The sequence below is a fragment of the Microvirga sp. BSC39 genome, from assembly GCF_000739015.1.
GTDB lineage: Bacteria > Pseudomonadota > Alphaproteobacteria > Rhizobiales > Beijerinckiaceae > Microvirga.
Genome location: NZ_JPUG01000080.1, coordinates 44,960 through 68,080, shown reverse-complemented (window position 1 = coordinate 68,080; position 23,121 = coordinate 44,960). Strand labels below are relative to the sequence as shown.

Here is a 23,121-nt window from a genome sequence, read left to right as displayed (position 1 = left end):
CAAAGCCACCCTTGGGCATAGTCCCAGAAGGGCGAAGAGGCACCTCTCCTACAGTTCGGTTCGGGATCCAATCCTTGTTCCTGCGTGTGCCGCTACTCCGTCGTTTGGACCCAGCCTTTTGATGCATGCAGTCCTGTCGCGCAGGCCTTCAAGCCAGCCCCAACGGCCGTCGCAACAAGCAGCAAGGCAGTGCTGCGGAAGGGTCCCTCATGACCGTATGTCGCGATCAATGGTGTGCTCAGGAGGGGCGAACAGAACTGGCCGATGAACACGGAAGCGGTCAGGACACCGCCAGCCAGCCCTCTCCGCCGGGGCGAAGCAACCCCAAGGCAAGGGTCACGAAGCTTGGCGACACTAAGGCATAGCCTGCACCGATGGCAGCGGCTGCCACGAACCAGGTCAGAGGTGTCGCCGCAAGGGCCAGCAACGCGAAACCAAGCGCCATCGCACCATAGCCCAGAGCGAAGACGCCGCCGTAGCCGGTTGCCCCCTGGGCCCGGCCATATAGCAGCGCGGGCTGCCGCCGGAGAGCATCAGGATGCCGAGCGCCGAGCCAGTCAACACCGGGCTATCGTAGCCTGCCGCTTCGAAGAAAAATGACAACTGGGTCGGCATGACGAAAAAGATCATGTTCGTTACAGCCTGGAGTAGCACGAGCAAAGCAAAGACGAAGCCCCATGATGAACGCTCTGGGGGCTGCCCAACGCCCTAGCACCAGGAGTGGGCGTTGTCGGTGATGGGTCCGTGATCACCTTCCACATTAATGGCAGGAAAGCCGCGAGGACTGCATAGATCGCGAATGGCAGTCGCGGCGACATCGCTGCGAACCATCCAGCGAGCGAGATGAAGGCGAGCCCGCCGAAGTTCCGAGCAGATATCTGAAGTCCTGATAACGCGCTCCGGTCGTCACTGGTGAAGTAGTCGCCGATGAGCGCGGTCTGTGCCGTCATGATGAGCGCCACAGCGACACCGAGAACCAAGCGGCTGGCAAAGATGGTCGGGAGATCGGCGAGGCGGACCTCAACAATGCTTGGTGGGTCGCCTTCCAGGGATTGATCCGGAAGAACCCCGACCACCGGGACCCGGAGGCGATTCGGCGCTCACTCGCGACGTGCTCTCGCATGCTTGCCGTGATCGATGCGCATCTGGCCGGCTCAGGCGGCTACATGTGCGGCGACACGTTCACGCTCGTCGATATTCCGACCGGCCTGTCGATTCATCGTTTGCGATCGCTCCAGGAGCACCCGCCCCTGTCCAACATCAGCCGCTATTATGAGCGGCTGTGCGAGCGCCCGGGCTTCCGCCAGTACGGCCGCGACGGAGAGCCTTAGGGCTTCCATCATGGCATCGTGTTCGCGCGATTAACGCGGCGGTCACTCGGTTCCTGGACTGGCGGATCCCAAGGCAGCGGCGACAGCCGTGCAGCGACCCAGTCAGCGAAGGCACGGGTCTTGCCGGCCGTGAAACGCCCGGATGGCCGGACCAGATGGATGGCGGCCTCGCCGCCGGTATTCCCACCGACGGCCCAGTCCGGCAGCAGCCGGACTAGGCGCCCGCTGGTCAGTTCCCGGCCGACCAGCCACTCCGAACACATTAGGATGCCTTTTCCGGCCACCGCTGCATGGACGAGACTTTCGGCGTTGTCGGTTAGCAGAGGACCGGATACCCGCACCCGCGCATGCTCGCGCGCCCGGTTGAAGTGCCATTCCGAAGGCGAATCGAACAGGGCAAAGAGCAGACCATCGTGCGCAGCAAGATCGGTGGGCATCTGCGGGGTTCCCCGAGCAGCGAGGTAAGAGGGAGCAGCACAGATCAGTCGTCTCTCAACCCCCAGCTTACGCGCGACGAGCGAGCTGTCGGAAAGCCGGCCGATGCGAATTGCGAGGTCGATGCCCTCACCCACCAGATCGACGAAGCGGTCGCTGTAGAAAGCCTCGACCCGCACACGGGGATAGGCAGCAAGGAAGTCAGGCAGCAGTGGCGCGATCCACAACCGGCCGAAAGCCTCCGGCAGGGACAGCCGGAGGGTACCCTGGGGAGCGGCACCGGCGTCTGCGGCTTCCCGCTCGGCATCGGCCAGCAGCGTCAAGGCCACCCGCGTCCGATCAGCGAAACGGCGCCCCGCTTCCGTCGGTGTGACCCGCCGCGTCGTGCGTTCCAGCAGCCGGACTCCAAGCCGCCGCTCAAGCGCTGAGACCCGGCGCGATAGAACTGACGGATCACGCCCAAGAACCCGAGCGGCGGGTGCGAAGCCGCCGTTGTCCAGGACCGCCAGAAGGGCGGCCATCTCTTCCAGACCCTGATCGCTCAATTCGTGCATGGTATGCAGCAATATCATGCACAGGAACCGGATTAAAGGCCAAGCTGCAAGCGGCTAGCTTCATGGACATCGCTCAACCGATACCGAGGATTGTTTCCGATGCGTGCCTATCACCTTGAAGCTCCGAGCCTTGACGCCCTGCGTGTGGTCGATGTTCCGCAGCCCCGCCCCGGGGCTGGTGAGGTTCTCGTCCGCCTGCGGGCCGCGAGCCTGAATTATGTCGACCTTGCGGTGGCGACCGGGGCCTTCCCCGCAACCTTGCCGCTTATCCCCGTGGCAGACGGCGCCGGGGAAGTGGTAGAGACCGGCCCTGATGTGACCGGTCTGGCTGTAGGAGATCGCGTTATCCCGCACTTCCTGCCAGACTGGTCCGCTGGACCTCTCCCGACGTATACCAGCCGGCGGATGCGCGGCATCACCATGCCGGGGTCACTTGCCGACTACACTGTTGTCCCCGCAGCGAGCCTCGTGCCGATGCCTCAGCATCTCTCCTTCACCGAGGCTGCTACCCTTCCGATTGCGGCGACCACCGCATGGAGGGCCGTTCGGACGGCGGTGGTGCGCCCGGGGAGCACGGTGCTTCTGCTCGGCACCGGTGGCGTAAGCCTGTTTGCCTTACAATTCGCCAAGGCATCAGGCGCACGGGTGATCATCACCTCCTCGTCCAACGAGAAGCTGGAGCGGGCGAAGGCACTTGGGGCTGATGAGACGATCAATTACGCATCAAACCCGGACTGGGACCTGCGGGTTCTGGAACTGACGGGCGGGGTGGGTGCCGATCTAGTGGTAGAGACCGGCGGCGCCAAGACGTTTGCGCGCTCCCTCAATGCCGCCGCCGCGGAGGGCACCGTCTTCGTGGTCGGTTTTCTCAGCGGCGACGAACTCAAGACCTCGCTGTTCCCCATCATCCTGAAGATGCTGAGGGTTGTCGGCAGCAACACCGGATCGGTGGCGGACCTGCGAGAGGCCGTCCGGGCCATCAACACCGCTAGGATCCGCCCAGTGGTTGACCAAGTCCATGAATTCGATGACGCGGCTGGCGCATATGCGATGCTGTCGCGCGCCGGTCACTTCGGCAAGATCGCGATCACACTGGGGGACAGGCTCTGATCGCGGTACTGGCCGCGTCCGCCGGCGAGACAGAGGCTTCGCCCGACGCCTCTCGCCGGCGCGACCCGCCCTTTAGGAACAGGAGTACCGCTGACGATCGACTGCGCAACTCTGAGGTCGCTGGCGGCATGTCGGATATTCAGATGCTCTGCGACCGCAAGGATCTATATTAGGGTGATGAGCGGCACCCTATCGCTTATCACCCTACAGGTCGCCGGAATATGATGTTTCCGGCGCACGTTGTGGCTCCCCACATCCTTGAGGAACGCAGAACTCAGACGAAACGCCCGCCGCCATCGATATGCAAGACTTCACAATTCATGTAGCCATTGGTGAGAAGGAAGATGATCGCATCTGCGATTTCATCCGGACGGCCAATGCGCCCGACTGGCAGAACATCTGCAGCCTGCGCCAATAACGCTGCGCGGCCTTCTTTTCCGAAAGCATCGTACAGAGGGGTATCAACGAAGCCTGGCGAGATCACGTTGACGCGGATTGGTTTGAATTCGAGTGCAAGTGAGCGCGCAAGTGCTTCTATGCCGCGGCAAGCCAAAGCCATAACTGAGGTCCCGTTTCCGGACGGACGATCTGAAAGCTGCCCGCCCATCAGAACAATCGAACCAGTGGGAGGAATCCGAGAGATAGCGGCCTTTACTGCGTACAGAGATCCGGCGATATGTTCGTTGACCTCAGTCAGCAGCCTGCCCGGGTCGGAATCCGCCAGCTTACCTGCATGCACGCCACCTCCGGTGATCACCAAGTGATCGACCCGCGATATGCTATCGAACACAGCCTCGATGCTCTGCCTGCTCGCTAAATCGGCCATGGCTGTCTGGGCACCTCCAATACTATCGGCGGCGCTCTGAAGCTTTTCCAGTGTCCTGCCGACGATGGTGATGTTCGCTCCCTTAGCCTTTGCGGCTATAGCTGTCGCTAAGCCGATGCCAGAGCTTCCGCCAAACACAACGACGTGGCTGTCATGCAGCGATGTCGGGGATAGAATGGTCATCCGACTTCCTCACAAAAATGACTACGCAAACGACCCTATCTCATTCCACTTCATTACTGATTGCGCTAACATGGCATATAGCTCATGCCTATGGGGAATAAGGTGGACTCACTCCAATCAATGCGGATGTTCACGCGCGTTATCGAATTGGGGAGCTTTTCTGCCGCCGCACGAGAGGAACGCGTCAGCCAGCCCACGATAAGCAAGGCTATCGCTGCTCTCGAGCGAAACTTGGGGGTCCGGCTGCTCGATAGAACGACGACCAGCCTAACGCCGACCGAAGAGGGCAGGCGCTTTTACGCGCGAAGCAAAGGGGTGATTGAGGAGTATGCCGAGGCTGTTGCGGAAGCGCGAGGCCAGACCCACCGGCTTACGGGGATGCTGCGGATCAGTGCACCTGTGGGGCTAGGCGAATTGCGCCTGAATGGCTTGTTTCTCGAATTCCTCACAATTTACCCACAGATCGAAGTTGAACTGATCCTCAACGATCGCATGATCGACATGGTCGAAGAAGGTATCGATGTGGCTGTCCGGCTTGGGGATAATCTCCCGCCGAACGTCATCGCTCGCAACATTGCGATGTCGCCGCGCGTTCTAGTAGCAAGGCCGGACTATGTGAAGCGCACAAGGCAAATACGCAGCCCCAAAGACCTCGAAGAGCACGAGTATATCCGCTATGCCGGCATCGGCTCTGGAAGCCAGATGGAGTTTTCCAACGATGGCGAGACAATAATGGTCTCGACCCGAGGACGCTATAGCGTCAACAACTCGCTCGCCCTGCGCCAGTGCTTTTTGGCAGGAATGGGGTTAGGGACGGCGCCAGCCTGGCTCGTCCAAGACCTAATTGATGCCGATGATTTGGTCCGTCTACTTCCAACATGGAGGATGCCCTCCCAGGCGCTTCATCTGGTCTATCCGTCCCGCAGATACCAGCCGCTCCGGACCAAAGCTTTTCTGCAATTTATGACCGAGAAAGTCCCAAAATTGCCTGGGTTCGGCATCGCTGGACAGTAATGAGTACTGGCGTGGTTGATCTGCACCATCAATACTGAATTCGGTGATCTAGCGGATTAATCGGCTTTGTTGCATTAACCTGAAAAGGTCAAAGCGAACCTTGTCAAACGGATCATTCAGGCCGCAAGCCCGAGGAACTGGTTAACGAGACCGATTTCGCTTGGCGCGCCAGGCTGTGACAGGACGCAGTGGCCGCGTCGCTGTGCAGGCGCTCGCTGACCGCCCAGCCAAATCACCCGCCGAGCAAACATTTCGAGGATCACAGCCAAATACAGCCAACTCTCGTTCGTCCACACGGACGAGATATCCGCGTTCCATTTCTGGTTCATGCCTTCGGCCGTGAAGTTCTGCTTAAGCAGGGTTAGAGCTTGTGTGGGATCAGTCAGTCGGTTGCCGGATAACGGTTCTCAAGGGCGGAGGCAGCGCTCGCAATCGTTCTTGCAACGAAGTCACTCACTGTGCGTACCCGGGCAGAGTGAGCAAGGTTGGCGTGCGTCACGAGCCAGAGGTCCTCGACGAGCACCCTAGACGGCGGCAGCACCTCGATCAGCGTCGGCTCATCCGAGGTCAGGAAGCAAGGCAGCACTGCAAGCCCGAGACCGGCGCGTGCCGCGGCGAGGTGAGTGGATAAGCTTGACACTGTGAGCGCAACTGGAGCGCTGGGCCAAGCCTTTGCCGGCCATCGCGCCGCGGGCAGGTTCGCGTAAGCCTCATCCCAGACGATCACAGCGCGTCCCCCGAGCGGGTCATTCGCTGGTGCTGGGTGGCGCTTCAGATAGTCCGCCGATCCATAGAGTGCATGCGCCATTGCGCCGACCCGTCGCACGGTGAGGTTGCCGGCCTCGGGGCGAACTAACCGGAGTGCCAGGTCCGCTTCACCACACCCGCATGGTCAGGCATTTCTTTGCCACATCCGGCCCGATCTAACGGTTGGCTGTGACAACTGGTGCAGGCTGATCTCCGAGAGCGACCCAGGCTTTGCCGTTGGTGCCCTCCCGCTTGATGAAGGTATAGCCGGTCCGCCGCCAGGGCAGGATCGCGTTACGCTTGTTGTCGAGAATGAGATCGCCCTGGTCTGTGAGGACCATGAGCACGGCATGACCCTGCCCCTGATCGTCGATGACGGCTGCCATCCGTAGGGCGCGGTGCGGCAGCCCGGCCTGGACCAGTAGCTTGCGCTTCAGAAGCTGGATGTCCTCGCAATCGCCGAGCCCATCTTCCGGATAGTCCCATCGGTCAATAACACCCCAATGATCCTGGTCTGTGACGGCTAGGATCGACGAGTTTACTTGCTCATTCACCTGGGTGAGAGCCGCCCAGGTGTTAGGGGTAAGGGAGATGTGCGCAGGCTGCGTGAGATCGACCCGACATTCGTGGGGGTGGAACTTGCAGAACCTAACCCAGGCATAAGTCGGGCCTGCGGGACCAATCACTTGGATGGGGCCATTTGCTCGCACCGGAAGCAAGCTCTCGGCAGAGGCAGCGCTTGCAAGTGCCACAAACGCTGTGCCGATCAGCGCTGCCTTCAGAGCCCTTCGTCGGGTGCCGATGCTCCAATCAGGATGGGTGGAAAGGGCCTGATCAACATGATCCATGGCAAGGCTCCAGTCGCGGAGCCAATACGATGAGCAATCATGGTAAACAGGTTCTTAAAGTCATCCGCACACAAGGAGCGACATAGCAGCCGCAGCCCATGAATAGCAGCGTAGAGAGAGGCATAGAAAACCCGGCGCTTGGTAGCACCGGGTGTAGCAGGCAGCATCTGCGCGACTATGGCCGATCCAGATCAGAAGGATGAACTATGCAGCCTTCTTTGTCCGGCGTTCCTTAGCCGGTGCAGTCACTTCCTCGGATGTCGCAGCGGTCTTAGCGGCAGCCCGCTTCGGCTTAGCGGGAGCGGCATCATTAGCAACAGCCTCCACCGGAGGCTTGGCCTTCTTGCGCTGCTGACCCAGCCCCATGCTCCTAGCAAGCTCGGACCGAGCCTTGGCATAGTTCGGCGCAACCATTGGGTAATCGGCTGGGAGGTTCCACTTGGCGCGGTACTGCTCGGGCGTCATGTCGTAGGTGGAGCGCAGGTGGCGCTTGAGCGACTTGAACTTCTTCCCATCCTCCAGGCAGATGATGTAATCCGGAGTGACGGACTTCTTCACTGCGACAGCAGGAACCAATTCAGCCTGGGGCTCGGTCTGCTGACCCTGTGCGGTCTTCGTTAGGGCTGCGTAGACGGACTGAAGCAATGAGGGTAGGTCAGCGGCGGGAACCGAGTTGTTGCTGACGTAAGCTGACACGATGTCAGCAGAGAGTTCAATGTAGTTCGGAGAGGTTGTGCTCTCGCTCATGGTTTTCTTGTCCTCGGCTACACGAGAATTATTTTCAAGGGTAGGCAGAACAGAATAATGTTCCAAAAGATCAGCAGGAACGGCTCGTGCAGCACAACAGATACCTGTGATCTGAACCGCACCTATGCCATCCAGCACAGTATTGCAAGATCGAATTTCATGAAACAACACCCCCTACGGTGAGAAAATCCAGTCCTTTATTCGTTCTAAACTTTCGTCATGTATCCGGAAGGCTGCCCGCCCGCCAAGGAGGACCCACATGTTTGGTCGCTCGAATGCGCATCGGTTCTGGCGCATGATGCAGGTCCTGATCGAGGCTCATCCTGAATGGGCCGATGAAGATGTCTTTGAGACGGATCGCGCTCGCCTGCTCAATTTCGGCATCGACATCGGCATGAGCCTGGAGGAGCTTTTCGGGATTCAAGACCCAAAACGAATTTTGGAATTGTGGGACTGCATGGTCTCCATGGAAGTGGAACTTGCTGATTGATAATGGACGATTGGCTACCAATAGGTTGCCCATGAGGGCGTTCAAAACGTCGTTTGTCAGCAAAACGACGTTTTGAACAGGGTCGCGTCGCCCCCGCTGGCGAACCGAAACCTATAGCCCGTCAGACATCCCTGGCCATCTCGCATCGCCTCGATCTCATGATCGGCTGTGCAATGAGTGCGACACCAATCTCTCGCCTCCCGAAATACATCTTCGAATTTGTCATCGCCCATCGCTGCCCTTGTGAGACCTGGACAATCGATAACGTACGGTGTCGCGGCGCGACGGGCATCATCGACGAAGCCGGCCTTCAAACCGGCTGAAGCTTCTAGGTTAGGAACCCAGTGGATGGGGGCGGCTTGCCGGGCAAATTCATAATAGCGCATTTCAGGAACCTCGATTTTGTGTTCGAGGTATTTATCTCTACTACAGGCGGGATTTCGTCGGAGGAATGACCGTGAGGTCAGGGCGCAGATCATTTTTTCTCGTAACAGTCTGCTTGGTTCTGCCATCCCTCGCTGTGGCGCAGGCCGTGCCTAAGGTGGGCACCTGTCCTTCCGGCTATCACACCAGTGGCGGAGCATGTATCCCCTCGTCGTCTGATCCGAGACCTGCTCTTTCCAAGATCGGCACATGCCCCAGCGGGTATCACTCGTCAGGCGATTACTGTCTAGGGTATCGCAATGCCCGCCATGCTATCCCGAAGACTGGCTCCTGTCCGAGCGGATATCATTCGAGCGGGTCGTATTGCCTCTCGAACCGCTGAGCCGCTTAGCATGAATCCTGACTTCTGATATTCGTCGGATGGATCACGGCCTTAGAACCCGCGCATCTTCCATATTTCGCCAAACGTCCTTTCCATCTCCAAGAATCGGCTTGTTGCCTCGTCCTTCAGGTGGGAAGGTTTGGCATCCGGGTGCAGCCGCTTGCGAGATTCCTGGCGAACCAGTTCTGCAATCCACCGTGGGCAATCCTGGTCCAAACCTACACGGCGGAAGACAGGGTGACCACGCGCTTCGCCCCGCTCTGAAGCATTTGCCTTTGCGAACCGCCTCGATGCCTCCAAGTCGCTCCCAAGTTCATCGAGATCGTTGTCATCTTCGAAGCCGAGATTGGCTCCGAGGCCGCCGTGCCCGACTCCAAGAAGGCTCAGGATGCCGCTGGTGCGGGGATGCATACTCCCTGGAGACAAAGCTGGAATGCCACAACTGGCCAACTTGCTCCGAAACGCTGCTGCGGTGACGGGGTCCACCCGTCCGTTTGCTTTGGCATGAATGTCAGTAAGGACCCATCCGCCATCAGTCAGGCGATGGCATTGCGCGACGAGCCCAGGAGAGGGTTTCCATTCGAGTAGGACCTCAAAACCTACGGCAGCGTACACGACCCTTGTTGTCGCACAGTTGCGGAACCGTCGTCCGAGCGACGCCATCGCCTCCCCGGAAGTCATCACCGCAACCTCCGGATCGTTCTCGGGGACCAGCGGGCGGGCAGGAGGACGGTCCATCTTCGCGAGCCAGCGGTTAAGGAAGGTCGCAAGATCAATCTTATCCCCCAGGTTCTCAATGGCCTGGCGGATTGCGTCCTCCGTGGCCGACAATGCGGTGTTCCGGATGAGGGCAAGAGCCGCGTTGGCATCCTCAGCCTCGGAGGCGCTTTGGAGGCGCTCCAGAACGTTCTTGTGTACCAGGACAGGATCGAGCCGGTGAATGATCCTGATCTGGGTCGCGGTAGTTGGCCCACCGTGTTGCCGAAGAACATCCCGTCTGACGCGGTGTTGCGGAGAGGCGAACATTTTGAACAGGATGAGGTAGAGGCCAGGATCAGGAAGCGGATCAGGCCCGATCCGAGTGAGCACGCCGGGAAATCCACCGGGGACCTCACCGAACACGCCCTGAATGAACTCGCGCCCTCGCGTGATGGTCATCAAGGTGCGGGCAATCCACTCGTGCGGACTCTGGCGATCTGGTCATCGACAGGATTGAGGGACTGAAGGCGGGACGCGACGTTTTCAGGACCATCTCGATCCAGGGCAGCCAAAGCTGCGAAAATAACCTGCCTTTGGAGGAACGATCCAAGAAGGAGCGTGGAAAGGAAGTTTGGATACTGGGTGTCGAGATAGATGGCGATGCCCAATGGCCAGCCCGAAACGGAGCGGGGGCGGAGAACTCGGTTTGCGGGAAATGGTACCAATGGCAGGCTCCGTGATGGCCTCAGATGGATCGAGACTCTCACGAACGAGCGTTAACGCAACTATTACTCGGTGGCGTCTGATGCGATATGCGACCATATCTGACATAGAAGACCTAAGTTTGGCATCCCATTTCCGAGCGAGACGGCCGCTCTCCTCTCAAACCACCGTTTTGATAATCCAATTTGCAGCTTTCGCCTACAGAACATCCCCTGAAGCACCTTTCGCAACTGCGGCATTTCCTTAGTCAGCCGTTCAGGATTTCAAAGTATCATGCCAATCAAAGTAAGAGCAACTTTGTTCGGTTGGGTAAACGCTCATGTCGCCTTCTGTTACCAGGAGTGCCCCATCTTCCTGGGTGGAGCTAGATCGTCTAGCTGCTCTTCAAAGCTTTGAGATTCTCGATACCGCGCCGGAAGCTGCCTTTGATAATCTCGCAAAGATTGCCGCCCACGTCTGCGATGCTCCCATTGCTTTCATCTCCCTCGTCGATGAGAAGCGGCAGTGGTTCAAGTGCGAGATCGGCTTGAACGGGCTACAGCAGACCCCGCGTGAGATAGCCATCTGTGCCCACGCCATCCTCCAGTCAGATGTGTTCGTCGTCCCGGATACGACCCAGGACCCTCGATTTTCCAGTAATCCCCTGGTCACAGGCGACCTGCACGTGCGCTTCTATGCCGGGGCTCCCCTTGTGACGGACGAGGGCTTGCCCCTCGGCACAATCTGCATCCTCGACAACACGCCCCGTCCAAGCGGTCTTACACCATTTCAGACAGAGACCCTGGTTGCTCTTGCGGGTGCTGTGGTGGACCAACTTAAGTTCAGAAGGATTAACAAGGACCTCGAGCAGCAAAGAAGAGAACTGACAGCCCTCACGAATGCACTGCCGCAGATGATCTGGTCAGCTTGCCCGGACAAGCGCTCCGAACATAAGAACACACGGTGGTACGAGTTTACCGGGATTGAACCCGGCACCGCTGGGGCGAACCACTGGACCGACCTCATTCATCCCGAGGACCGAGAGCAGGTCGCAGCACTCTGGCAGCACTCTCTCCAAACGGGTGAGCCATATGAATGTCGTTATCGCCAGCGCCACCACTCGGGCGAGTATCGTTGGATTCTGTCTCGTGGGAATCCCATGTACGATGATAACCAGCAGGCATGGTGGTGGTACGGAACCAATACGGACATCCATGAGTGGAAGAAAGTCGAAGAGGCTCTCGTTGAGAGCGAAAATCGTTATCGCGCCTTGATCGAGGCGAGCACCGCGCTTGTCTGGCGCGCAAGGCCGGATGGCTCCATCATCCACGGTTCCCCTCAGTGGAAGGTACTCACCGGACAGGAGCCCGAGCGGTCCGAAGGACATGGCTGGTTGGGTGCCGTTCACCCGGATGATCGGGAGCAGGCAACAGCCGTCTGGCATCAAGCTCGTGCTAATCGCCACTTGCTGCTGAACGAGTTTCGCCTCAGCAACATCAGCGGGGAATACCGCTGGGTCCGTGCCAGAGGCGTTCCGCTGCTCAATGCGGACGGCAGTGTTCGAGAATGGGTCGGGACCCTAGCCGACGTTCATGACCGGAAGCAGGCTGAGGACAGGCTTCGGGCCAGTGAGGAAAGGCTCCGGCTTGCCATTGAAGCAACATCTCTCGGCATCTGGGACATCGACCTCGTCACCGGTGAACGTCAGTGGACTCCAGAGGCCCGAAATATACTTGGAACCATAGCAGACTCTCCGATCACGTCTGAGACGTTCCTGCCGTGCGTCCATCCTGACGACCGCGAGCGCGTCAAAAGGTGGTTTGCCCGACGCTCTCCCAATGGAGCACAAACCTATCAGGACCACTTCCGCATCATTCCGCCAGGGGCTGGAGAGGAGAGATGGATTGCCGCACTTGGCCGGGATGTCCTAGATGAGAATGGTCAGCCCATTCGAAAGATCGGAACGGTTCAGGACATTACGGACCGCAAGCGCGCCGAAGCGGAACTTGCCAAGAAGGCGGCGCTTATTGAAGCGACTTTGGAGAACATGGACCAGGGCCTGATCATGGCGGATGCCGCTGACAAGGTTACTGTGTTCAACAAGCGCGCTCTGAGCCTCCTCGATCTGCCGTCTGAGTTCTTGGCAAATGGCCCCCTCGTTCCGGAGTTAAAAGCGTTCCAGAAGCGCATGGGTGATATCGCTCCTCATGACAACGAGCTTCTGAAGTCGGCACAAACCGGCGGCCTTTTGTCCGATCCGAGCATCTACGAGCGGACTCGGTCCAACGGAACTGTCCTTGAAGTCAGGACGGTGCCACTACCTGAGGGTGGCGCAGTCCGTACGTACACCGACATCACAGCCCGGAGAGAAGCAGAAGGTGCACTTCGCGCCAGTGAGGAGCGTCTGCGCCTCGCTCTCCAGGCGGGTCGGATGTTCGCCTGGGAGCAGGACCTGACAACGAACCATGTCACCCGCTCGCAGCACACGGTCGAGTGGCTCGGAATTGGGTCTGGGCCGATCTCAGAATTCGTTGAGCGGTTTCATCCTGACGATCAACATCTACGTGACGAGTTTCTCACTCGTGTCCTGGAGAGCGGCTTCGGCACGATGGAGTTCCGCTACATGCTTCCAGGCGGCAAGGCGTTATGGCTTGGAACCCGAGGCGAGCGGGCTGGACCTAATCGGGTTGTTGGTGTGACATTCGACATTACAGACCGGAAACTGGCAGAGGAAGAAATCTGGCGGATCGCCAATCATGATCCCCTGACAGGCCTGCCCAACCGCATGCTGGCCCAGAAGAGGCTGGAGCAGGGTCTTGCCGACGCTAAGCAACATGGCACCAGCTTCAGCCTAATGGTCATCGACCTGGACGACTTCAAGGATGTCAACGACTCCTTCGGCCATGATGCCGGAGACGCTCTGCTGAAGGAAACCGCTGCCCGGCTGTCTGCCGTGGCAAGAGACTGTGACACCGTAGCCCGGCTTGGCGGCGATGAGTTCGTCGTGCTGCTGGCGGGTTCCTCGCTGGAACTTGCGGCCACACTGGCCGAAGGCGTTGCGAAAAAGCTGAGCCAACCTGTTTCGTACGTAGGCCAGATGATCGCGAGCCGCGCCAGCATTGGAGTTGCAGCATTCCCGAACCATGCTGCCGAAGCTGCCGATCTGGCGAAAGATGCAGACCTTGCGCTGTATCGGGCCAAGACAGAAGGCCGGAACCGAGTTGTGACATTCTCGCCGGAGATGCGGGCTGCGACTGAGCAGCGAAACACTCTCAGACGGGAGATGCGGGAGGCGATCTCCCTCGATCAGATCAGGCCTTTCTACCAGCCGAAGGTCTGTCTCTCCACGGAGGGTATTGTCGGGTTTGAGGCCCTTGCGCGCTGGGAGCATCCGACCCGAGGTCTGCTCACACCCAGTATTTTCGGCGATATCTTTGACGACCCCGAGCTTGCAACGATGGTTGGAAGACGCCTGATCGGCAAAGTTGCCTCAGACATGCGGCATTGGCTGAGGAGCGGTCTGAGCTTCGGGCATGTGGCGATCAATCTGTCCCATGTCGAGTTCAGCCAGCAGGGCTTGGCCGACGACATCCTTCGTATTCTCGACCTTGCGAAGGTTCCGCCAAAGCACTTCGAGATTGAGATCACCGAGAAGGTCCTGCTCGATGCTGGGACCGACGCGGTAACCTCATCTCTGGAGAAGTTCCGCGCACGAGGGGTCCAGATCGCTCTCGACGACTTCGGCACCGGCTATGCCTCGTTGACCCACCTGAAGCAGTTCCCGGTTGACCATATCAAGGTGGATCGCAGCTTTGTGCAGGACATCGAGGAAGACCCGGACGATGAGGCTATCGTGACAGCGGTGGTCGGCCTCGGGCGCAGCCTGAACTTGAAGGTTACGGCAGAGGGCGTCGAGACCCTCGGGCAGGCGCAGCGGCTACGCGAGATGGGGTGCGCTACTGGTCAGGGATACCTCTATGCCAAGCCTATGGCAGCCGCGCAGGTGCCGGACTTCCTGGGAGGCTGGTCAGCCCGTCTAGTGCCAGCAAAGCGGCTGATTGTTGTGGAGGGGTGAAGAAGGTCAGGCGACGCCTTCTCACGCCGCCTTTACGTCTGCGAGGAAGAATGAAGTCTCGCGGCTGAGGCTGTTGGAGTGACGTGCAAGCTCCTGGACGGCTCCCAGCTATAGCCCCCCTGATAACCGGGTAGGACGGGCAGTCACATGCACAAGATTTTCATCGACAGGTTCCCCTTCGAGTACTGCCGTTACAAGGATACGACTAAGCCCGGCTGGTTCTGCGGCTACAAGGACGGCACCTACGACCGGTCGCCCGACGAAAGCAAAGCGCTGGAACTCACCACCCGGAGGGCTGTGGCCCTGGTCAACGAGATGCGGGACAAGGGATACAATGCCTCCAGCCTGCCTCCTACCCCGCTCCCGCGCGGCATGATGAGATAGCGGGTGACCGTGCGCCGGTAGGCTGAGCTTATGATCTTTCTGCCGTCATTGAAATTAATCGTCAGCTTGTCAAGCGCGCCAATAGGACAATGACCATTGCTCCTAGTGTGGCAGTGGCAACACGGTGAGCCAGCGGGTTTCTGATGCCCAGATCAATGCCGAGGCGGTCCAGGAGGAAGCCGCCGATGAGCGATCCTGGCGAACCAAATTGAACAATTGCAAAACCACGTACAGAAGCCGGGGCATCGTCAACTTAATGACTTGAGACAGATCCACCCTTCAGGAGTAACAGATCAGGCCCTCGCGACCTCACTCACGTCAGTCCAAACCTGAAAAGCCCGAGCACGCGCCCGGCGACGATCAGCAGCGTTGGTGTTTGCAGTACAGCGGAAGAGATTTGCAACCTGATCACGGGCCGCGAGGAAGCGCTGCGCCTGCCCGGCTGACTTGAAGCGCTTCATGATGCGCTCCCGTCGTCGGGTGGGCTGATGGCTGTTCTCGGCGCGGTTGTTCAAACCCCGATGCTGCCGATGTTCAACACTCGGCATGATCTCTCTCTTAGCCGCGCCATAGCTGGCCAGTTTGTCTGTGATCAGCACGCGAGGGGCCACGCCCTGCTTCTTGCGCAGCAGGCGCTTGGCGGCTTTCGCATTACGGCGACTTTGAACCACAATGTCGAGCACGACCCCACGCTGATCAACAGCGCGCCAGAGCCAATGCTTCTTACCAGCGATGCTGATCACCATCTCGTCGAGGTGCCATTGGTCTCCGGGTGCGGGCAAACGGCGGCGGATCTGCTTGGCGAAGCTCTGGCCGAATTTCAGCGCCCACAACCGCACCGTCTCGTAGCTGACCAGGACGCCTCGAGCGGCGAGCATCGCCTCGACCATCCGGAGAGTGAGCGGAAACCGGAAGTACAACCACACGGCATGGCTGATCACATCCGCCGGGAAGCGGTGACGGGCATAGCGAGGATGACGAGGCGGGTTCATTCCTCCCATATGCCTCGCTCCAGTCACCCTCCGGTTAATTTGATGTCGTGAATGGCGCCCTCCACCAGCGTCAGACGTGCCAGAATGGGCATTTTGGAGAACCGAAGAGGAGCCACTCGTCATGCCTGAGATTGTCACGATCGGCCTTGATATCGCGAAGAACGTCTTCCAGCTGAACGGCGTCGACAGAAGTGGAACGATCGTCCTGCGCAAGCCGCTGCGCCGCAGCCAGATCCTAGGCTTCTTCAGAACCCTTCCACCTTGCCTGATCGGGATGGAGGCGTGCGCGACGGCTCATCACTGGGCCCGCACGCTCATGGCTTTTGGTCACGACGTCCGACTGATCCCTCCGGCCTGTGTCAAACCCTATCTGCGTCGGCAGAAGAACGATGCCGCGGACGCGGCTGCGATCTGCGAGGCCGTCACACGGCCGTCGATGCGCTTCGTTCCAGTCAAGAGCCCGCAACAGCAGAGCACCCTGATGCTGCACGGCGCCCGAGATCTCCTGATCGGGCAGCGGACGGCCCTGATCAATGCCCTGCGTGGTCACTTTGCCGAGCTGGGCATCGTGGTGGCGCAGGGCGCTCGCAACACGCGCCAGCTGATCGCCTATCTTCAGGATGACGCCAGTCCCGATCTCCCCGTCACAGCTCGGTTGGCGCTCCAGCCTCTGGCGGCGATACTGCTTGGGATCGAGGCGCAGATCGCCAAGCTCGACAAGGCCATTCTGGCCGCTCACCGCAGCGATCCGGTCAGCCTCAGGCTCGTCACCATCCCCGGGGTCGGTCCGATCGTGGCTTCTTGTCTCTCAGCCAGCATCCCGGACGCCAGCCTGTTCCAAGGCAGTCGGGAGTTTGCCGCCTATCTCGGCCTCGTGCCCCGGCAGCACTCAACCGGCGGCAAAGCAAGGCTGGGCTCCATCTCCAAGATGGGCAACCGCCATCTGCGCAAGCTGCTTGTGGTCGGAGCGCACGCGGCGCTCTACAGCATGAAGTCGGGCAAGACCCGGACGGCGCTGGCGGACTGGGCCCGGTCTCTGTTGGCCAGGAAGCCCTTCAAGGTGGTGGCCGTCGCCTTGGCCAACAAGATGGCCCGGATCGCCTGGGCGGTGATGGCCAGGAGCACGGCTTACGAGCCCGGGAGCAAGGGAGCTGCCGTGTCGGCGGCCTAATAGACGGAGAGCTCAGACTATTCGCCCTTAGGGCAACCCAGTTGGCAGGGTGATGATGATGTGATGTGAAGCCAAAGCGGACATGGACCGCCGGAACTGGACAACCCTGGCATCGTCTTGCGTCAGCCAAGCGCGATAATTTGAGAGGGACCAGCTCCAGCGTAAAACATCAGGGCCGGCGGTCATGAAGCACCGCGTTCAAAGGCCGGAGACATGACTTGCACCCGCCCCGCTAGGCCGAAACGTCATCAACAATCACGTTGCCAAACGGGCGCCATCCAGACATGACGGTGCCATCAAGGCAGTGATCAACTTCCTAGAGCATCGTGCGGAAAAGTGGACCCGGCTTTCCGCTCCGAACGATGCTCTCGATTATAGAGGAAGCATCGGATTGGTCCCAAAAGTGCAAATCCACTTTTGAGTCCGATGCTTTAGCAGACGACTGACGGCCGGTGCACGCCATGCTCATACAGCAGTCGAACTCTATGAGAGTTTGTGATTCCTGGTGCCGGTTTCGACCAAAGGTCGGCTGCGGTTCAACTGGGTAGTAGCGGATGTTCGTGGGAAGGTCCGCTCATCCCAGCTAGGCGGAAGCACGGCTAGCGTCGGCCCCGTGGCATCTTGAGACCTTCCGGGCCTAGAGCCGAGGGTAAATCTCGCGGAATGCTGTTTATGAAACCGGATGGAAGCATGCACATGCGGCCGCGAAGCAATTGCCGGCGGCACACGCTCTTAGCAGCCCTCACTCATTCCGGAGCCCATGCAATAAGCTGTGGACTCTCGATCTAATCCGTATGTCCGGCGGTCACGCGCTTGGCCACCCGCTTCGTGGCGGTCTCCTGCAAATGGCGCTCAATGGCCTCGTTGGCCTGCGCCCGCACCTTCCGCATCTGGTCCGCGTCGTCGAAGGCGTCCGGGAAGCGGCGCGACAGCCACAGGTAGACCCCCGCGAGCCGCACCGTGCGCTCCTGATGGTCGAGCTCTGCGAAGGGTTTGCCGCGCAGCGCCGGAACTCCGGAGCCCGAGGCCAGCATCTGCGTCCATCCCTTGAGCACCTGGAACGAGAGCTCGTCGCGCTGGTCGATCGGCGCCACCGACAGGGCGAACCTCTGCGTCAGGTTCAGTCTGGTGCGGTCGACCATCTCTGCGGCCTGCAGCATGGCGTCCATGTCGGAAGGCTGGAACGGCGAGCCCTCGTAGAAGGCGGTTTGGGCGAAGTGCGTGAGCACCGCGTGCAGGCTCTCGGTGCGCAGCTCCGAGGCCGCGGCCCTGATCGCCACAAGATCAGGGCGGGCGTAGAAGCGCGAATCTGCGGCTGGTGCCGCCGGGGCGCCGGCAAGCGCCTTGCGGATCGGATCAATGCCCTCCTCCGTGGTGGCGGCCACGTAGCCGACGTCGTGGTGGCCGAAGCGGCCGGCGCGCCCGGCAATCTGGCGTATCTCGGGGTTGGTGAGCGGACGGTCCTCGCGCCCGTCGAACTTGCTCAGGGCGGAGAACACGACCCGCTGCAGGGGACCCAGGTTGAGGCCCATGCCGATGGCGTCGGTGGTGACGAGCACGTCGGCCTCGCCCGTGCGGAAGCGCTCAGCCTCCGCGCGGCGCACCTCGGGGGAAAGCGCCCCGTAGATGGTGGCCACAGTGTGCCCCAGGCTGACGAGGACCTCGCGCTGCTCGTGCACCGCCTGGCGCGAGAAGGCCACGACGGCGTCACCGGCCTTCACCTCCTCCAGCGGGACCGGCTTGTCGAGCAGGACGAGCGGCGTCTTGCGCTGGAAGGCGACCACCTCCATGCTCTCGTTCGCAGCCTCGGCCGCACGGCGAACGTACGGCAGGGCGTCGTCGGAGCCGGCCAGGATCAGGGTCTTGGCCGGGATACCGAAGAGCGCGTTGGTCCAGGCCCAGCCGCGGTCTGGGTCTGAGATCATCTGGATCTCGTCGATCACCGCCACGTCGACGGTGTGCTGCAGATCCGCGGTCTCGATGGTGCGCGAGATGTGAGTGGCGCCCTTGTCGCCGAAGACCTCCTCGCCTGTGATCATGCCTGCGTTGAGCCCGCGGTCGCGCAGGGCCTCGTAGTTCTCGAGGGCCATGAGCCGCAGGGGAGCCAGGTAGGCGCCCTTCTCGGCCGCCGCGAGCCTCTCCAGAGCGGCGTGGGTCTTGCCTGAGTTGGTGGGGCCCATGTGGAAGACGATGTGACGGGCCATGCCGCGCGCCGCGCGAAATTTGTCGATGTAGGTGCCGAAGCCGACCCGCTCGCGCAGGTTCCGGATGCCAATATCCTGGCCGGCGAGCTTCTTCGCTCGGGCCCGGAGTTCCTTGAACTTGCCGGGCAAGGCCCGGACCAGGTCCGGGGAGAACTCGTACTGGCGCGAGCGCAGGGCATGGTCCATGTGCTCGGCGTAGCTGGCGGCGCCCGAGCCGACCTCGGCTAGGTCCGCGCGCACGTCCTCGCGCAGCTGGTTGACTACTCGGTGTATGGACTTACCCGTCTCCCGCTCGACGCGGGCGACCTCGGCCTTGAACTTGTCGAAGCGGTGGCGTGGGTCGTTGCGGATCGCCATCCCGTGCAGGATCTCCAGCATCTGCGGCGTAGGTGGCAGCATAAGGCGCAGCTCCATGCGCCCGTCGTCGAGGAGCGGCAGGCTCACCCGAACGGACCACGAGACGGCGCCGTCCTCACTCTCGGACCAGCGCAGGGACGGGACTGCTTTGGCGAGCGCCCTGGCCCCTTTTGCAGCCCATTCCTCAAGGCTCCGCATCTCAGTGAGGGCGGAGGCCACCCGGCCATCGTCAACGAAGCCGTCGTGCTCGGGCAAGCCCAGGTAGCGCCGGAGGCCCTCGGTGTCGACGTCGCGCCGCGATGGGACCACCCTGCGGATCGCGTCCTGAAGGATGTCGGCGGTCTCTTGGATTCGCTTGCGTGCCATGCCCTAGCGTTCCCGCCCGGAAAGACAGTGTCAACGCCGCTCGTCGCGAAGCTGGATAGTTATGGGGCTCAAACACCCCTCCCAGCTGACGGCAGACCGGCCAAGGCCTTATTGGATGCAGGGCGGGTACCTGCCCGTTCCTGGATATTGTCGTAAGCCTGCCGCACCACCGCCCGACCGTAGATCCGCTCCAGCCGCCGCACGGTAAAATGGGCCCGAGCTAAGTCTTGATAATGATCCATAAAGGCAGCGTTCACAGCCGCCCCGCCGAGCGCCCCGATGACAGGCACTGCCTGCACCGCGACCTTCTGTGAGACCACGATGCCGAAGCGGGTGGCGATCTCCGAGGCGAGCCGGATCATGATCGGGGCACCCTGCCCAACAAAGCCATGTTCAGCAATGAAACGCGCCGCCTCAGCCATGGACTGCGCCAGCGCGGCCCCCACGGCAAAGTAGCTGCTTTCGGCCGGGTTCACGTCCTCCTTGCCACTGCCCAGGGCAAAGACCTGGACGCAGGCCAGAGCCGCTTCAGGATCCGACAGGTCCTCTCCTTGGTGACGCGCGATCTCAGCTATGGAGCGCAGGATCAGGGTGGTCGAGATAGGCAATTCAACCGGCAGCGTGGCAAGACCAAAGGTGCCGCCCACAGCGCCCGAGCCCGCAGCCGCCACCTTGTGCAGGAGTTCGCTGCGCCACAGGGGTTTAACGGTCAACGTTGTCATCGCCAGCCGGAGGGCCGCAAGCAGCGCTTTCTGGCTGGCGCGTGCGACCAGGCCTGAGATCGCATTGGGCGTTAGGTTGCCGATCAACTCAACCGGCTTGCCGGCCAGCCCCGCCAGACGGGTTATCCAGTTGGGCTGCTCCAAGACAGCCACAGCCTCCTCCAGGGCAGCGCGGTCGTCGCTGGCGATGTCAAGTTGCAAAATGCTCATGCAGCCTCAACGCTGGGCATCAGTGCGAAGGTCCGCTCATCTCAGCAGTGCGGAAATATGGCTAAGGTCGCGTCCGTGCCAGCAGCGAACCTTTGGATATCACAGCCAAAGCCGCTTGCCAGGAAGACTATATCCCTTCCACCCCGAGGCTTCGGGTAGGGTAACGGAGGGTTGGATCGAAAGGGTTGAGCTGCCGGGCGATTCCTTCGGCTTCGTTTCGTATCAGATCGACTACCAGCGGCAGCCGATCCCCCTCCAGGCGCTCCGACAAAGTGCCTATGCTCAGGGCCGCAACAGCCCGCCCCTCAGAGTCAAGGATCGGCACTCCCACGCCGGCCATGCCGGGGATCAGGCCCGTGTTGAGGCTGCAGAAGCCCGTCTTGCGGACGTTCTGGATCTGCATCCGCAACCCGATCTCATCGAAGCCGCCCCGGTCGAGGAGGCGGGGAACGTTGAAGCGGATCACGGCTTCGCGCTCCTCCTCCGGCAGGAACGACAGAATAGCGAGACTGCCCTGACCAATGCCGAGAGGCACCTTGCCGCCGATATCGCCCGTGAAGGTCCTGATCGGGAACGGGCCCTCCACGCGATCCAGGCAGACGGCGTCGAACCCGTTCCGCACCAGAAGGAAGATGCTGTCGCTCAATGTGGAGGACAGGCGCAGAAGCGCTGGCCTGGCCGTGCTGCGCAATCCGCCCGACTGCGCGGCCCGTGCGGCCAGGACGAAGAAGTCGAGGGCCAGCCGGTATTTGCGGCTCGCATCCACCTGCTCGACGAAGCCCTCGGCCATGAGAACCTTCAGGGCCCGATGAGCGCTGGGTTGGGTGGTCGCGCCGGCTGATGCGATATCGGTCAGGCGCATCCCATGGGCATCCCCCGCCCCGAGAACCTTCAGGAGCACCAAGGCCCGCCGCGTGCCAGATATGCTATCTTCCGACATATACAATAAATCTCGCTTATTTGTCAGTTATATTTCAGGCAGTGGAACATATGTCAAAAAACTTTTATATAGCGAAACATTAGCATTGACTTGGGCTGGGGCCTCGCTCGTGATGCCGATCCGGGCGTCGTGCGCATTCGGGCTTATGGCTGAATGCTTTGCAAGGATCGGAGACCAGAATGGCATTCCTGACACTCGAAGGAGTTTCCAAGGAATTCGGCACGTTCACGGCCGTTCGCGATGTCAGCCTTACAATCGACAAAGGCGAATTCGTTTCGCTTCTCGGCCCGTCGGGCTGCGGGAAGACAACGACCCTGCAGATGATTGCCGGTCTCGTCGAACCCACTGAGGGCCGGATCTCCCTCGACGGGCGCGATATCACGCGCGAGAAGCCCAACCGCCGCGGCCTCGGCGTCGTCTTTCAGAGCTATGCCCTATTCCCTCACATGACGGTGGCGCAGAACGTCGCGTTCGGGCTCGAGATGCGACGCGTTCCGCATGCCGAGCGGACCGATCGCGTGCGGGAGGCGCTCATGCTGGTGCAGCTTTCCTCCTTCGCCGACCGTTATCCCCGCCAGCTCTCCGGTGGTCAGAGGCAGCGTGTGGCTGTCGCTCGCGCCCTAGTCATTGCGCCGCCCGTCCTCCTGCTGGACGAGCCTCTCTCCAACCTGGACGCCAAGCTGCGCGAGGAAATGCAGTTCGAGTTGCGGCGGATCCAACGCAAGGTCGGCACGACCACCATCATGGTCACTCACGATCAGGCCGAAGCGCTCTCCATCAGCGATCGCGTGGTCGTGATGGAAGGCGGGCGGATGACTCAGGTGGATGCGCCGTACCGGCTTTACGAGCAGCCCTCGAACGCCTTCATCTCGTCCTTCGTCGGCAAGACCAATCTTCTGGCCGGCACCTGGCGCCGCAACGGCACAACCAGCGCCGCGGACATCGGCGGCGTCCTGCTGGAGGCCTCCGCTCCAGAGATTGCCGCAGGAACCCCGGTCACGTTGTCGATCCGCCCCGAGAAGATCCTTGTGCGCGATGCTGGCGCAGGCCGCCTGAAGGGACGTGTCGCCAGCCGCTTCTTCCTGGGCAGCCAGTGGCTCTTCACCGTCGAGACTCCAATCGGGATCATGACGGTCTCCACGCCCAACCTGGGCGTCGAGCCGGCCGCGGAAGGCTCCCCGGTCGGGCTCGACTGGTCGCCGGACAACATGCGCATTATCGCGGGTAACGCCGCAGCCGCAGCGTGAG

19 protein-coding genes and 1 pseudogene are annotated in these 23,121 nt (G+C 60.8%); 8 read left to right on the top strand and 12 right to left on the bottom strand.

Features of this window, described 5'->3' with window-relative positions:
* Positions 1–280: 280 nt before the first annotated feature.
* Positions 281–445 (bottom strand): hypothetical protein, encoded by a 165-nt coding sequence (locus tag MA07_RS30355; RefSeq protein ID WP_160195511.1) that lies wholly within the window; start codon positions 443–445, stop codon positions 281–283.
* A gap of 607 nt (positions 446–1,052) precedes the next feature.
* Between MA07_RS30355 and MA07_RS27105 the strand changes: the two genes are divergently transcribed.
* Complete coding sequence (locus tag MA07_RS27105) at positions 1,053–1,331, top strand: glutathione S-transferase C-terminal domain-containing protein (RefSeq protein WP_280114260.1); 279 nt, start codon at positions 1,053–1,055, stop codon at positions 1,329–1,331.
* Positions 1,332–1,339: 8 nt separating this feature from the next.
* On the opposite strand, the gene MA07_RS27100 is transcribed toward MA07_RS27105, so the two are convergent.
* Positions 1,340–2,320, bottom strand: a complete 981-nt coding sequence (locus MA07_RS27100) for a LysR family transcriptional regulator (RefSeq protein ID WP_052003603.1) — start codon at positions 2,318–2,320, stop codon at positions 1,340–1,342.
* Positions 2,321–2,419: 99 nt separating this feature from the next.
* On the opposite strand from MA07_RS27100, the gene MA07_RS27095 reads away from it, so the two are divergent.
* The gene (locus MA07_RS27095) at positions 2,420–3,430 is read left to right on the top strand and encodes an NAD(P)-dependent alcohol dehydrogenase (protein ID WP_036359831.1); all 1,011 of its coding nucleotides are present in this window, start codon (positions 2,420–2,422) and stop codon (positions 3,428–3,430) included.
* Between the two features lie 274 nt (positions 3,431–3,704).
* Here MA07_RS27095 and MA07_RS27090 read toward each other — a convergent pair whose 3' ends face one another.
* Entirely contained in the window at positions 3,705–4,439 is a 735-nt protein-coding gene (locus MA07_RS27090; protein ID WP_036359828.1) for an SDR family oxidoreductase, read from the bottom strand.
* 120 nt (positions 4,440–4,559) lie between these two features.
* On the opposite strand from MA07_RS27090, the gene MA07_RS27085 reads away from it, so the two are divergent.
* A complete protein-coding gene (locus MA07_RS27085) occupies positions 4,560–5,453 on the top strand; it encodes a LysR family transcriptional regulator (protein ID WP_200879438.1) in 894 nt (297 codons plus the stop codon).
* A gap of 205 nt (positions 5,454–5,658) precedes the next feature.
* Here the strand turns inward: MA07_RS27085 and MA07_RS31080 are convergent.
* The 4 genes and pseudogenes from MA07_RS31080 to MA07_RS27065 form a co-directional block, all read right to left on the bottom strand.
* Positions 5,659–5,812 (bottom strand): annotated as a pseudogene (locus MA07_RS31080) (IS3 family transposase); the annotation flags it as partial.
* 23 nt (positions 5,813–5,835) lie between these two features.
* A complete protein-coding gene (locus MA07_RS27075; protein WP_081929192.1) occupies positions 5,836–6,321 on the bottom strand; it encodes a LysR substrate-binding domain-containing protein in 486 nt (161 codons plus the stop codon).
* Between the two features lie 55 nt (positions 6,322–6,376).
* Positions 6,377–7,048, bottom strand: a complete 672-nt coding sequence (locus MA07_RS27070) for a transglutaminase-like cysteine peptidase (protein WP_081929191.1) — start codon at positions 7,046–7,048, stop codon at positions 6,377–6,379.
* A 204-nt stretch (positions 7,049–7,252) separates the two neighbouring features.
* The gene (locus MA07_RS27065) at positions 7,253–7,795 is read right to left on the bottom strand and encodes a MucR family transcriptional regulator (protein WP_052003601.1); all 543 of its coding nucleotides are present in this window, start codon (positions 7,793–7,795) and stop codon (positions 7,253–7,255) included.
* A 259-nt stretch (positions 7,796–8,054) separates the two neighbouring features.
* On the opposite strand from MA07_RS27065, the gene MA07_RS27060 reads away from it, so the two are divergent.
* Positions 8,055–8,285 carry a hypothetical protein gene (locus MA07_RS27060; protein WP_036359823.1) on the top strand — a complete coding sequence of 77 codons (231 nt, stop codon included), beginning with the start codon at positions 8,055–8,057 and terminating at the stop codon, positions 8,283–8,285.
* An 817-nt stretch (positions 8,286–9,102) separates the two neighbouring features.
* Here the strand turns inward: MA07_RS27060 and MA07_RS27045 are convergent.
* Positions 9,103–10,212 carry a hypothetical protein gene (locus MA07_RS27045; RefSeq protein ID WP_152569042.1) on the bottom strand — a complete coding sequence of 370 codons (1,110 nt, stop codon included), beginning with the start codon at positions 10,210–10,212 and terminating at the stop codon, positions 9,103–9,105.
* A gap of 580 nt (positions 10,213–10,792) precedes the next feature.
* Here MA07_RS27045 and MA07_RS31280 point away from each other — a divergent pair.
* Both MA07_RS31280 and MA07_RS27035 read left to right on the top strand, forming a co-directional pair.
* Entirely contained in the window at positions 10,793–14,527 is a 3,735-nt protein-coding gene (locus MA07_RS31280; protein ID WP_081929190.1) for an EAL domain-containing protein, read from the top strand.
* 147 nt (positions 14,528–14,674) lie between these two features.
* Positions 14,675–14,911: a hypothetical protein gene (locus MA07_RS27035; RefSeq protein WP_036359812.1), complete on the top strand. Its 237-nt coding sequence runs from the start codon at positions 14,675–14,677 to the stop codon at positions 14,909–14,911.
* Positions 14,912–15,204: 293 nt separating this feature from the next.
* On the opposite strand, the gene MA07_RS27030 is transcribed toward MA07_RS27035, so the two are convergent.
* The gene (locus MA07_RS27030; RefSeq protein WP_036359955.1) at positions 15,205–15,903 is read right to left on the bottom strand and encodes an IS6 family transposase; all 699 of its coding nucleotides are present in this window, start codon (positions 15,901–15,903) and stop codon (positions 15,205–15,207) included.
* Between the two features lie 121 nt (positions 15,904–16,024).
* Between MA07_RS27030 and MA07_RS27025 the strand changes: the two genes are divergently transcribed.
* Positions 16,025–17,074 (top strand): IS110 family transposase, encoded by a 1,050-nt coding sequence (locus MA07_RS27025; protein ID WP_036359808.1) that lies wholly within the window; start codon positions 16,025–16,027, stop codon positions 17,072–17,074.
* 785 nt (positions 17,075–17,859) lie between these two features.
* Here MA07_RS27025 and MA07_RS27020 read toward each other — a convergent pair.
* From MA07_RS27020 to MA07_RS27010, 3 genes are all read right to left on the bottom strand, one after another.
* Positions 17,860–20,001: a helicase-related protein gene (locus tag MA07_RS27020; protein ID WP_036359805.1), complete on the bottom strand. Its 2,142-nt coding sequence runs from the start codon at positions 19,999–20,001 to the stop codon at positions 17,860–17,862.
* A gap of 68 nt (positions 20,002–20,069) precedes the next feature.
* Positions 20,070–20,876, bottom strand: coding sequence for an EcsC family protein (locus MA07_RS27015; protein WP_244445363.1), 807 nt, complete (start codon positions 20,874–20,876; stop codon positions 20,070–20,072).
* Positions 20,877–21,060: 184 nt separating this feature from the next.
* Positions 21,061–21,873: an IclR family transcriptional regulator gene (locus MA07_RS27010; RefSeq protein ID WP_036359802.1), complete on the bottom strand. Its 813-nt coding sequence runs from the start codon at positions 21,871–21,873 to the stop codon at positions 21,061–21,063.
* Positions 21,874–22,052: 179 nt separating this feature from the next.
* Here MA07_RS27010 and MA07_RS27005 point away from each other — a divergent pair, with 179 nt between their 5' ends.
* Positions 22,053–23,120, top strand: a complete 1,068-nt coding sequence (locus tag MA07_RS27005; RefSeq protein WP_036359799.1) for an ABC transporter ATP-binding protein — start codon at positions 22,053–22,055, stop codon at positions 23,118–23,120.
* The last annotated feature ends 1 nt before the right edge of the window (position 23,121 follow it).

Coding starts and splice junctions, on each gene's coding strand:
- MA07_RS30355 (WP_160195511.1), bottom strand. CDS start 445: ATGGCGCTTGGTTTCGCGTTGCTGGCCCTTGCGGCGACACCTCTGACC.
- MA07_RS27100 (WP_052003603.1), bottom strand. CDS start 2,320: ATGCACGAATTGAGCGATCAGGGTCTGGAAGAGATGGCCGCCCTTCTG.
- MA07_RS27095 (WP_036359831.1), top strand. CDS start 2,420: ATGCGTGCCTATCACCTTGAAGCTCCGAGCCTTGACGCCCTGCGTGTG.
- MA07_RS27090 (WP_036359828.1), bottom strand. CDS start 4,439: ATGACCATTCTATCCCCGACATCGCTGCATGACAGCCACGTCGTTGTG.
- MA07_RS27085 (WP_200879438.1), top strand. CDS start 4,560: ATGCGGATGTTCACGCGCGTTATCGAATTGGGGAGCTTTTCTGCCGCC.
- MA07_RS27070 (WP_081929191.1), bottom strand. CDS start 7,048: ATGGATCATGTTGATCAGGCCCTTTCCACCCATCCTGATTGGAGCATC.
- MA07_RS27065 (WP_052003601.1), bottom strand. CDS start 7,795: ATGAGCGAGAGCACAACCTCTCCGAACTACATTGAACTCTCTGCTGAC.
- MA07_RS27060 (WP_036359823.1), top strand. CDS start 8,055: ATGTTTGGTCGCTCGAATGCGCATCGGTTCTGGCGCATGATGCAGGTC.
- MA07_RS31280 (WP_081929190.1), top strand. CDS start 10,793: ATGTCGCCTTCTGTTACCAGGAGTGCCCCATCTTCCTGGGTGGAGCTA.
- MA07_RS27035 (WP_036359812.1), top strand. CDS start 14,675: ATGCACAAGATTTTCATCGACAGGTTCCCCTTCGAGTACTGCCGTTAC.
- MA07_RS27030 (WP_036359955.1), bottom strand. CDS start 15,903: ATGAACCCGCCTCGTCATCCTCGCTATGCCCGTCACCGCTTCCCGGCG.
- MA07_RS27025 (WP_036359808.1), top strand. CDS start 16,025: ATGCCTGAGATTGTCACGATCGGCCTTGATATCGCGAAGAACGTCTTC.
- MA07_RS27020 (WP_036359805.1), bottom strand. CDS start 20,001: ATGGCACGCAAGCGAATCCAAGAGACCGCCGACATCCTTCAGGACGCG.
- MA07_RS27010 (WP_036359802.1), bottom strand. CDS start 21,873: ATGTCGGAAGATAGCATATCTGGCACGCGGCGGGCCTTGGTGCTCCTG.
- MA07_RS27005 (WP_036359799.1), top strand. CDS start 22,053: ATGGCATTCCTGACACTCGAAGGAGTTTCCAAGGAATTCGGCACGTTC.